Here is a 10,770-nt window from a genome sequence, read left to right as displayed (position 1 = left end):
GCTGATCAGATCCAGCGAGGCGAACTGGCGGGCCACCTGAAAAGGCTCGGTGTAGCTGACGGTGACCGTGGCCACCAGGCCGATGTGGGAGGTAACAGCTGCCAGCGCTGAAAGTATCGTTAGCGGCTCGAAGCGATTCAAATAATGGGGGCTGGAGCGGGCGTGGATGTGCAAGCTGTCGGCGATGAAGGCAAAGTCGAACTTCGCAGCCTCCGCCAGTTGTGCCTGTTGCTTGTAGTAGCCGAAATTGACACTGGCGTCAGCCAGTGCCTGCGGATGACGCCATTCGCCCCAGCCGTGGCCGACGCCATGAATCATTGCGCCGAGGTGGATCTGTCGTTTACTCATGCTCATTACCTCTGGCCGATAGGCCTCAATGTCTGATCCGCGCGACACGCCTGTGCCGCGTGGCACACCGGTCAAACCGCCACGGGCAGCACGCTGCGCGAATGCCCTGGTACTGCGTCGATCAGCGCTTGGGTGTAGACGCTGGCCGGTTGGCCGAACACCTGCACTGCCGGCCCTTGCTCGACTACCTGCCCGCGCCGAAGCACCAGCACCTGGTCGGCCATGCTTGCCACTACCGCAAGGTCGTGGGAAACCAGTACGTAAGCCATGCCCGATTCGCGCTGCAGTTCATCCAGCAGGGCGAGGATCTGTGCTTGTACCGATACATCCAGTGCGCTGACCGGCTCGTCGAGCAGTAGCACGTCGGGCTCCAGGGCCAGGGCTCTGGCGATGGCCACCCGCTGGCGCTGGCCTCCGGACAGCTCTCGGGGCAAACGGTCGAGCAAGTGCACCGGCAGGTGCACCCTGGTGATCAGTTCGCGGGCCTTACATTCCAGTGCATGGCCCCTCAGCAAGCCGAACGAAACCAGCGGCTCGACGATGCTATCGAACACGGTGAAACGCGGGTCGAGGGCGGCAAACGGGTTCTGCTGCACCAACTGAATACGTCGGCGCAGGGGCCGGAACTGCCGCCAACTGAGCCCGCTGATATTCGCGCCAGCGAACTCGACATGCCCTTGGCTAGGTTTCTCCAACCCCAGGGCAATACGCAGCGCCGTGCTTTTGCCTGAGCCAGACTCGCCCACGATGGCTAGCGTTTCCCCGGGATGCACTTCAAGGTTCAGATCATCCAGGGCGGTGAAGTGGGTATGCTGGCCTGGCAGAGCAAAGTGTTTACCGATGTGACTCAGGCGCAGCAGGGGCGCCTGGCGCGCCACTGCATGCGGCCGGCGTCGTGGGACGAGGGCCGGGGCGGCATTGAGCAGACTACGCGTATAGGGATGCCTAGCGCTCCAGAGTATTTCCCTGGCAGAAGCGTGCTCAATGAGTTTGCCCTGTTTCATCACTAGCAACCGGTCGGCGCGGTCGCATGCCATGCCCAGGTCATGGGTGATGATCACTAACGAGATGCCGCGCTCGGCCACCAGCTGTTGCAGATGATCGAGAATGCGCCGCTGTACCGTGGCATCCAGCGCGCTGGTGGGCTCGTCGGCAACGATCAGCCGAGGCTCGCCCGCCAAGGCGATGGCGATCAGCACACGCTGACGCATACCTCCCGATAATTCGTGGGGATACTGCCGCGCCCGCAGCGGCGGCTCGTCAAGGCCGACTTGGGCCAGCAGCGCCAGCACGTCGCTGTCTACCTCGGGGTAGTGTTGGCCACGGGCCAGCTTCAGGGCCTCGGCGACCTGCTGGCCAACGCGCAGGGTAGGGTTGAGGCTGACCATCGGGTCCTGCGGCACAAAGCCTACGATACGCCCACGCAACCGGCGCCTGCTTCGCTCGTCGGCTTGGGCCACATCGACGCCTTCGACCCACAAGTGGCCCTGGTCGATGCGAGCATTTTCCGGCAATAGGCCCAGCAGGGCGTTGGCCAGGGTCGACTTTCCCGAACCCGACTCGCCGACGATGGCTAGGGTTTCGCCTAGGTTCAGGTTGAACGACAACTGGCTCACCGCCTCGGTGCGTTGTCCGGCGCACGAGTAACTGACACTCAGGTCGCGTGCTTCGATCAAGGTCGACGGGTTCATCGAGCATGCTCCTCGGCGCTGCGCGCCAGGTGGTTTAAGCTGAACACCACGGCCACCACGAACAGCCCCGGCAGCACCGATACCCAAGGCGCCGTGACGAGGAAGTGACGACCGTTGGCGATCAGCGTGCCCCATTCAGCTGCTGGCGGCGCCGCTCCAAAGCCAAGAAAACTGAGGCCGGCAGTGGCCAGAATGGCGGCGCCGAAGTCCAGTGTGGCGAGCACGGCCACCGGGCCCCAGGCGTTGGGCAGCACATGGCGCAGCAGCGTGCGCGCCCAACTGGCGCCTCCCAGACGCGCCGCTTCGACGTAGGGCAGGGTCTTGATTCTTAGCACCTCGGCGCGAGTGGTGCGGGCGAAGCCTGGGATGATCCCGACGCCCACGGCGACAGCCACAGGCACCGTGCCGAAGCCGATAGCAGTGACGATGGCCAGCGCCAGGAGGAGGCCGGGCAGCGCCAGCAACACGTCGATCAAGCGCATCAGTGCAGCGTCGATGCGCCCCCCGGCAAAACCGGCCAGCGCACCAACACCAAGGCCACCGAACAACGCGATTGCCACCGCCAGCAGGGCGGCCAGCACTGACAGGCGTGCGCCGTACACCACTCGTGTGTAAAGGTCGCGGCCCAACTCGTCAGTGCCGAACCAGTGCACCACCCCGGGTGTGCTGAGCTTGTCGCCAGGCGAAGTGGCATAAGGGTCGAAGCTGGTCAGCAATTGCGGCGCCAGCGCTGCAAACAGTGCGAACAGCACGATCAGCAGCGCCAGGCTGAAGCCGGGTTGGCGCAGCAGCGCGATCAGAGTGTGCTTAGTGCGCTGCAATCGGCTACGACGCTTCCAGGCGGCAGCAGGGCGTGCCGGGAAACCTGCAGAAGCAGTATCGTTGCGGGGCACCGGGATATGCATGGTCATCTCAGTTCACCTTGCCATTGTGGGTGATACGCGGGTCGAGGTAGGGATAGAGCAAATCGACGAGCAGGTTGACCACCACGAATGCAGTGGCCGATACCGCGACGATGGCCAGTACTACCGGGATGTCCTGGCGCAGTACGGCCTCTTGGGCCAACCGACCGATACCGTTACGCGAGAAAATGGTCTCCACCAGCACGGCGCCAGACACCGTGTTGCCGACCTGCAAGCCCACCAGCGTCAGCAGCGGCAAGGCCGCGTTACGGAGGGCGTGACGGGCTTGTACTTGGGCTCGGCTCAGGCCTTTTGCGAAGGCTGTGCTTATGTAGGGTTCCTGCCACACCCCCTGGAAACCACGGTGCAACACCTGGGCGTATACGGCGGCGCTGGGTATCGCCAAGGTGATTGCCGGCAACACCAGGCTGGCGAGGCCCTGGCTACCGGTAGCCGGAAACCAGCCCAGGGCAAAAGCGAACACCTGGATCAGCAGCAGGCCCATCCAGAACACCGGCATCGAAAAGCCCAGGGAGGGCAGGCGGGCCAAGGCCATCTTCAGTGGGCGCCATTGCACATAAGCGGTCAGATAGGCCAGACCAATCCCAGCCATCAGCGACAGCACGATGGCAGACCCCGCCAGCGCCAGTGTTTGCGGCAGGCGTTCGGCCAGCAGCGAAGTCACTGGCCTACCCAATGACAGCGACTGCCCAAGGTCGCCGTGCAACGCGCGCCACAGTAGATGGAGATACTGCTCGAAAAGCCCTTTGTCGAGCCCGTAGTAGGCGCGGGCCTTGGCCAGGTCTTCGGATGACAGACCATCTGCTTCCATTCCGGAGGCGCTGAGCATGATCGCTAGGGTATCGCCGGGCAGCAGATAAAGAATGAAATAGGTGATGGTGTAGGCGCCCCAAAGCACCAGCAGCGCCTGGCCGATGCGGCCGGTCAGATAGCCCCTCATGGCTGGCCGACCTGGATGTCGCTGAACAAGGCGAAGCCCTCAGCTGTCCAGCGGAAATCCTTGACTCGCGCTGCAGTGGCGGCCTGCCAGACGCGCTCGTACAGCGGGAACGCTGAGGCCTCGTCGATCAGCAAGTCTTGCAGTTGGCCGTAGGCTTTAGCCCGTTGCCCGTCGGCGGTGGCGGTGATTCCGCTATCGAACAGACCTTGGGCTATGGTCAACGCGAGTGGTTCGTAGGTGTTGGTGGCCAATGTGGCGCTATTGGCCGCGCGGGGGTCGAGTATCGTCTGCAGGATAATTGGGTCGGCGCGGGTCATATAGGTGGAGGTCAGGTCATAGTTGCCTGATGCGTTACCAGCAACCCATTCGGCGCGGGTCAGCACATTGAGTTTGAGCTCTATACCCACCTTGCGCAGTTGGTCCTGTACCAACACGTCGCCGGCGCTTTCGGCAGGGGTGAGGTTGTAGCGAAGGGTCAGGCGGTTGCCGTTCTTGTGCCGGTAGCCGTCCTCGCCCTTGTGCCAACCGGCAGCGTCAAGCAGTTGCTCGGCCCCCTCGGGGTCGTAGGCAAGCTTGCTGGATTGGGCTTTGAAATACGGCGTGGTGAGGTCAAAGACCCCGCTCACCACCGGGAAGGAGGCGTTGTAAACGGTGTGCGCGTAGCTGGTGCGGTCGATGGCTTTCTGCAGCGCCTGGCGCACTTGCCGGACGGCCAGCAGGCGGTCATTGCGGGTGTTGGGATAAAGGTTCAGCGCCGGCCCCGGCAGCGAGCGGCTCTGGATGGTCGCGCCCTTGGACTTGAACAGGTTCAGGTCGATTTCCGAGAACGGGTTACGTGGCCACAGGATATCGGCCTTGCCCTGGAGGAACAGGCCATTACGCACGCTTTCTTCGGGGATGTAACTAATGTCTACGGCGTCCACGTGTGCCGGCCCCTGGTTGCGCATGTTGGCCAACGGCCAGGCATAGTCTGGTCGTTTGACCAAACGAGCGCCTACCTCGGGGGTATAGTGCTCGAGGATGAACGGGCCAGTACCGATGATTTTGCCCAGGGAGCGTTCTTGCGCAGTCAGTTGATACGAGGCCGGGGCGAGGATCGCCAAATTGGTGGTGGAAGTTGCTTGAAGGAAGCCTGCGTTGGGCCGTGACAGCACCAGCCGTATGGTGAAGTCATCGATGACCTCAGCGTGGTCGTAGCCGGCGAGGTAGGTGGCACCGAAAGTCGCGGGTAACTGGGTGGCGAACGCTTTATTGCTGTCAAAGGCAGCTTTCACCGCGTGGGCATCGAAGCGCTCGCCATTGCTGAACGTGACGTCCTGGCGCAAGTGGAAGGTATAGTCGAGGGCGTCGGCACTGATTTCCCAGCTTTTAGCCAGCCATGGGATTATGCGCCCGCTGTCTGGGTCTTGGTCTGTGAGTGATTCAGCGACGTTGCGCAGCAGCACGCGATGCTCCAGCCAGTAGACCTGAAAGGGATCGACGCTGACCAGGGTGGTGTTGTCGCCCCAGAAGGCAACGCTGAGACTATTGCTGGTGCTGCTGTTGTCGGCGGGCGAGCAGGCGGTGAGGGCCAGTGCCAGGGAGCCGGTGGCGAACAGACGGTGCAGTGCAGGCATGGGGTGATCCTTCAATGAGATAGAGTTATCTCTACCGGCCTTTTAGCGGCTAAATCCGCTTGCAAAGGCTTGTGGGTTGGAGATGTTTGGGCTGGTAGATCCACCCACGCTGAGGCCGGTACAGACGACAGCTGCCAGTCACTCCTGGTAATCACGCCCCTCACGTTCCAACTGCCGGATCAACGCATCCCAGTGCCGCTGAATACCTTCCCCCTTGCCATCTGAAAACCGTTTGGATTGCTCGTGTACTTTGGCTATAGCCGCTTGCGGCGCATGCAACAGCTGTTCATTGCCCCCGGCCTGTGCTGCTATCTGGATGTTGCACGCACGCTCCAGCCCATGCAGTTCGCGGAACGCGTGTTCCACGCTAATGCCCCCGGTAAGCAACCCGTGGTTGCGTAAGATGAGGATGTTGCTGTCGCCCAGGTTGGCCACCAGACGCTGCTGCTCATCCAGGTCCAGGGCCACACCCTCGTAATCGTGGTAGGCCACTCGGCTGTAATAGGCCAGGGCGTGCTGGGAAATCGGCAGCAGGCCGTCGCGTTGGGCCGACACCGCCGCACCGTCGCGGGTGTGGGTGTGCAGCACAGCTTTGAGGTCGGGCCTGGCGCGATGAATCGCACTGTGAATCACATAGCCGGCCTGGTTTATGCCCAGACCCAGTGGGTCGTCGATGATCGTGCCGTCGACGTCCACCTTGACCAGGTTCGAAGCGCTTATTTCATCGAACAGCAAGCCGAAGGCGTTGATCAGGAAGTGCTCGTCAGGCCCTGGCACCCGGGCAGAGAAGTGCGTGTAGATATGGTCGGTCCAGCGCAGGAGCGCCGCTAGGCGGTAGGCCGCGGCCAGCTTGACCCGGACCTCCCACTCTTCGGCGCTGACACGGTTGCGCACGTTGGTGGGACGTTGGGTGATGGCAGACAATGAACTCATGAGGTGCTCTCCGGTAGTCAGTAGCCGCGTGCAGCGTCGACCAGGTTGGCCAGGGGTGCCTGCTCGCGGTAGCGGTGGAAGTTGGCGATGAACGCTTGGAGAAAGGCGGGATAACCCTCCTCGGAAATGGCCGATGTATGTGGCGATAGAAATACCCGTGGGTGCTGATACAGCGGGTGGCCGACCGGCAGCGGTTCGGGGTCTGTGACATCCAGGCTGGCACGGCTGATCAAGCCGCTGTCCAATGCCTCAAGCAGGGCCTGCTGGTCGAGCAGGGCACCGCGGGCGATATTGATAAGGTGCAAGCCCGGCCGGGCATAGTTGAGGACCTGACGATTGATCAGGCCGCGGGTAGCGGGGGTTAGCGGAGCGGCCAGCACTAGGTGATCGCTGCCGGCGAACAGTTGAAGCAGGTCGGCCGCTCGTTCCACGCCAGGCGCTTCGGCGATTGGCTGGCCAGGGCGGCTCATCGCCAGCACCCGCATGCCGAGTGCCCCTGCCTTGCGTGCCAGGCTCTGGCCAATGTTGCCGAAGCCAAGCACACCTAGGGTACGACCGTGCAGCGGCGCCAGGGGGGTCAGGCGCCATTCGGCGTCCTTGACCCAGAGCGTTGGCAGTTGCTTCGCAGCGGCGAACATCAAGGCCAGCGCGAACTCGGCCACTTGCTCGGCGTTGGCGCCTTTGCCGCTGGTCACTTGCGCGCCCTTGAAGACCCAATCGGGGTAGAAGTCGATGCCCGAAGATACCAACTGCACCCATTTCAGACCCCAGGGCCAACCCGCAGGTGGGCTGTCGACGCGCTGCCCGCGCACGTTGAGAGGGCGCAGTATGAGTACATCGGCAGGTGCTCCGAAGACCAGTTCACCCGGGGCAATATCGATCACTTGATGACCGGCCAATTGTTCGCGCAGATGATTATTGGCGTGGACGTCGAGCTGGCTGGCGATGATCGAGTGACTCATGACTGAACCTCCGTCAGCGCGGCACGGCCGGCTTGGCCGAACACCACGTCGTCCTGCGGAGTGTGAATGCGGCTGCAGAGTACGTCGCGATAGTGCCGCTCCAGCGGGTTGCGCCTGGAAAGCCCTGGGTTGCCGACAGCCTCGACGGCAAGCGTCACCGCCTGGATAGCATTGGCGCAAACCATGTGCTTGAGCTGTCCAGCATGCTGTGCAGCAGTTTGCCCGGCGACCGCGGCATCGAGCAGGCTCTGATTGGCGAACAACAGCGTGTCGATGCGGCCCAGCAAATCCTGGAAACGCGGCAAGCTGGCCAGCGCAGCGCCCAAGTTTGAGGGGGTACGTTGCTTCAGGAAGGCTGCCAGCCAGTCGCGGGCAGCGCGAGCCACGCCGTCATACACCGCAGGCAGTAGCACGGCCAACCACAGTAGGCCCTGGTTATCGAGTTCCGCTTTCGCGGCACTGGCGGGGGTGACACTGACGGCGTGGTCGAGCGGGATCAGCACGTCATCGAACTGCACCTCATGGCTGCAGGTAGCGCGCATGCCTAGGTGGTCCCAGTCCTCGATGATGGTGATTCCGGGCGTATCGCGATGCACCAGAAAGCCACCGATAAGGGGGTCGGCATCGTCGCTGCGCCCCCAGACTAGGTACCAGGTCAAGCCGTGACTACCGGTGGAATAGATCTTGCGCCCGCTAAGCCGCCAGCCTTCGGCGCTGCGCCGGGCGATGGTGGCGGGTAACCCGCCGCGTGCAGGGGTGCCTAGTTCAGGTTCGACGCGCAATGCATTGATCAGCGCGCCGTGTTGCACGGCATCGCGGGCTACGCGTTGGCGCAGGTGCTCGGGCCAGCGCGCATCGTCCTGCAGGCGGTAATGCTGCAGGTAATGCATCACCAGAATCAAAGCCGTGGCCGGGTCGCCTTTACCGACCGCACCAATCACTCGGCGAGCGCTGGCCAGGTCGGCGCCGCTGCCGCCGAGGCTGCGGGGTACCGTAAGGGCGAGCAGGCCGCACTGTTGCAACAGGTCGAAGTTGTCCCACGGGAACTGGGCGCTGCGGTCATAGCGCTCGGCATTGGCTGCCAGGGCCCGTGTGAGCTCAGCAAGAGCACTGTCGGTGGGGTGACTCATGGGTTTCATCCCTGAATAACGGTGAATTGCTTATGACCGTATTCGTCTGGATGAGCCCTGTAAAAGTCTTTTTAGTTCTATGCTAATTATTTGTTTTGAGAATTTATATTTAGATAGTTTATGCAAAAAATGCATTTAGTGCTGCAGGCCACCTCAAGCCTGATGATTCAGCTCAACAGTCTGTGGCCAGCGATTTCACCAAACAAGTCCACGGGCTCCTGCAAATTGCCTAAGTAGCGCGGATGGAACAACCAGAGGTCCACCTGCGGCTTGAAATCGCTGACATTGAGCACGTCCAGCGCATCACGATGACGGCTGGCTTGCAGCAGGGGTTCAGGGACCAACCCCAAGCCCTGCCCGTTGGCGACCAGTCCCAGTTGCAACTCGGTGCCAAAGGTTTCCAGATTGATTGACAGGCTCAGCCCCTGCTCGCTGAGTGCACGCTGCAGCCCTGCGCGAAAACCACAGCCGTCAGGGTTGAGTACCCATCCACGGGTATAGCAGTCCTTGAGCTTATAGCTGCGCTTGGCTGCGGTGCCTCTGGCCGCTACCACCTTCAGCGGCATACGTATGATCGACTGGCTTGCGATTCCTTCCGGGAATATTTTGCCAGGGGGGAACAAGGCGGCAGCAGCGTCCAATTCCCCGTTCTCCATGCGCGCGATCAAGCTGCTGCCCCATCCGCTGCTGACCTGGGTACGCAGCTGGGGGTAGGCTTCGCGGATCTGCGCCAAGGCGTCAAGCAGCACAACATCCCCCAAGGTCTGGGGTACCCCAAGGCGCAGCGTTCCCGACGGGGCTCCATCGTTGGCGACCAGCTCGCGCAAGGAGTCGATCTCGCGCAGAATCGCCTTGCACTGCTCATAGACGCGCAGCCCCATAGGCGTTGGCTTCAAAGGCTTAGTGTTGCGGTCGAGTAGTAGGGCGCCCAGGTCTTCCTCGAAGTTCTGCACCCGGCGGGTGATCGCCGGTTGCGTCAGTTGCAAGGCTTCGGCGGCGAGGTTGGTCGACTGGCATCGGATGACCGCTACGAAGGCGTCCATATCATCGATTTTCATAATCGGCGCTCACTGGATCGAATGAGAAAAATAAGCCATTAGCATAATCGCATAGGGAGTTGATGCCATACATCAAGCGCTATCTGATTGAAATGCATATTAGCATATTCCTAAAATCAATTTAGTTTATCTTGCGGTCTTCGTTAGAGTCCTCAGACCGGGCGGCATGATGCCGCCCGCCCAGGCATCTAGGAACGCCATGTCCATTCGAACCAAACTCTTGACCCTTGCCGCGGCCTTGTTGCTGATGGGCCAGGCCAGCGCCACGGAGCGCCTGACCCTGCGCATCGGTGACCAGAAGGGCAACATGCGTGCCCAGCTGGAAGCGGCCGACGCCTTGCGCGATTTGCCCTACGACATCCATTGGGCCGAATTCCCGGCTGCCGCGCCGCTAGCCGAGGCGCTCAATGCCGGGGCAATCGATGCCGGCATCATTGGTGATGCGCCGCTGCTGTTCGTACTGGCGTCGGGAGCACCTGTCAAAGCCATCGCAGTAGACAAGTCCGATCCCTACGGTACTGCACTGTTGGTTCGGCCTGATGCCCCCCTGCAAGGTGCAGCAGACCTCAAGGGCAAGCGGATTGCCACCGGGCGAGGTTCGATTGGTCATCACCTAGCGCTCAAGGCTTTGGCCCAGGCCGGCCTTGGCGAGAAGGACGTAGAGTTCCGTTTCCTCGGCCCAGTGGATGCCAAGATCGCCCTGGCCAATGGCTCGGTGGATGCCTGGGCGACCTGGGAGCCTTACACGGCGTTGGCCGAGCTCAGTGGACAGGGCAGGGTGCTGGTCAATGGCCGAGGGCTGTCCAGCGGCAACAGCTTTCTAGCTGCAACCGATAAGGCGCTGGACGACCCTGCTCGGCGTGCGGCGCTACAAGACTATCTCAACCGTCTTGCGCAGGCGCAGGTATGGGCTAACCAGCATCTGGATAGCTACTCCAACACCCTGGCCGCAATCATCGGCTTCCCCAAAGACGCCGCTCGTTTGCAGTTCGAGCGACGCCAGCTGCGCTGGCAAGTGATCGAGCCACAAACGGTAGCCGTACAGCAAGACACCGCTGATTTTTATCATGCCCACGGCCTGATGACCGAACGCCTGGACGTAGCACCGACCTTCGCCAATGGTTTCACCGTTCCTGATGCAACCAAACTGGCTGCGCATCCTTGACCCT

General features: G+C 62.0%; 10 protein-coding genes. 1 reads left to right on the top strand and 9 read right to left on the bottom strand.

From position 1 onward, the window contains the following. The 9 genes from J5M56_RS17670 to J5M56_RS17630 form a co-directional block, all read right to left on the bottom strand. The coding region (locus tag J5M56_RS17670; protein ID WP_207937441.1) for an LLM class flavin-dependent oxidoreductase at positions 1 to 348 on the bottom strand (348 nt) is incomplete at its 3' end. Between the two features lie 71 nt (positions 349 to 419). Beyond that, on the bottom strand, positions 420 to 2,039 hold the full coding sequence (locus J5M56_RS17665; RefSeq protein WP_186477105.1) for an ABC transporter ATP-binding protein: 1,620 nt from the start codon (positions 2,037 to 2,039) through the stop codon (positions 420 to 422). Then, the gene (locus J5M56_RS17660) at positions 2,036 to 2,950 is read right to left on the bottom strand and encodes an ABC transporter permease (RefSeq protein ID WP_207937440.1); all 915 of its coding nucleotides are present in this window, start codon (positions 2,948 to 2,950) and stop codon (positions 2,036 to 2,038) included. Before J5M56_RS17660 ends, J5M56_RS17665 begins: the two co-directional genes overlap by 4 nt. Position 2,951: 1 nt before the next feature. Then, entirely contained in the window at positions 2,952 to 3,902 is a 951-nt protein-coding gene (locus J5M56_RS17655; protein ID WP_207937439.1) for an ABC transporter permease, read from the bottom strand. Further along, positions 3,899 to 5,518, bottom strand: a complete 1,620-nt coding sequence (locus J5M56_RS17650; protein ID WP_207937438.1) for an ABC transporter substrate-binding protein — start codon at positions 5,516 to 5,518, stop codon at positions 3,899 to 3,901. The genes J5M56_RS17655 and J5M56_RS17650 overlap by 4 nt, the downstream gene beginning before the upstream one ends. A 138-nt stretch (positions 5,519 to 5,656) precedes the next feature. Next, positions 5,657 to 6,451 (bottom strand): class II aldolase/adducin family protein, encoded by a 795-nt coding sequence (locus tag J5M56_RS17645; protein ID WP_207937437.1) that lies wholly within the window; start codon positions 6,449 to 6,451, stop codon positions 5,657 to 5,659. 17 nt (positions 6,452 to 6,468) lie between these two features. Further along, the gene (locus J5M56_RS17640) at positions 6,469 to 7,413 is read right to left on the bottom strand and encodes a D-isomer specific 2-hydroxyacid dehydrogenase family protein (RefSeq protein WP_207937436.1); all 945 of its coding nucleotides are present in this window, start codon (positions 7,411 to 7,413) and stop codon (positions 6,469 to 6,471) included. Then, the gene (locus tag J5M56_RS17635; RefSeq protein ID WP_207937435.1) at positions 7,410 to 8,543 is read right to left on the bottom strand and encodes an acyl-CoA dehydrogenase family protein; all 1,134 of its coding nucleotides are present in this window, start codon (positions 8,541 to 8,543) and stop codon (positions 7,410 to 7,412) included. The genes J5M56_RS17640 and J5M56_RS17635 overlap by 4 nt, the downstream gene beginning before the upstream one ends. Before the next feature lie 167 nt (positions 8,544 to 8,710). After that, a complete protein-coding gene (locus J5M56_RS17630; RefSeq protein WP_207937434.1) occupies positions 8,711 to 9,601 on the bottom strand; it encodes a LysR family transcriptional regulator in 891 nt (296 codons plus the stop codon). A 199-nt stretch (positions 9,602 to 9,800) separates the two neighbouring features. On the opposite strand from J5M56_RS17630, the gene J5M56_RS17625 reads away from it, so the two are divergent. After that, the gene (locus J5M56_RS17625; protein ID WP_207937433.1) at positions 9,801 to 10,766 is read left to right on the top strand and encodes an ABC transporter substrate-binding protein; all 966 of its coding nucleotides are present in this window, start codon (positions 9,801 to 9,803) and stop codon (positions 10,764 to 10,766) included. The last annotated feature ends 4 nt before the right edge of the window (positions 10,767 to 10,770 follow it).

This window comes from Pseudomonas sp. 51_B (assembly GCF_017491595.1).
Lineage (GTDB): Bacteria > Pseudomonadota > Gammaproteobacteria > Pseudomonadales > Pseudomonadaceae > Aquipseudomonas > Aquipseudomonas promysalinigenes.
This window is presented reverse-complemented; position numbering and strand designations above follow the sequence as displayed.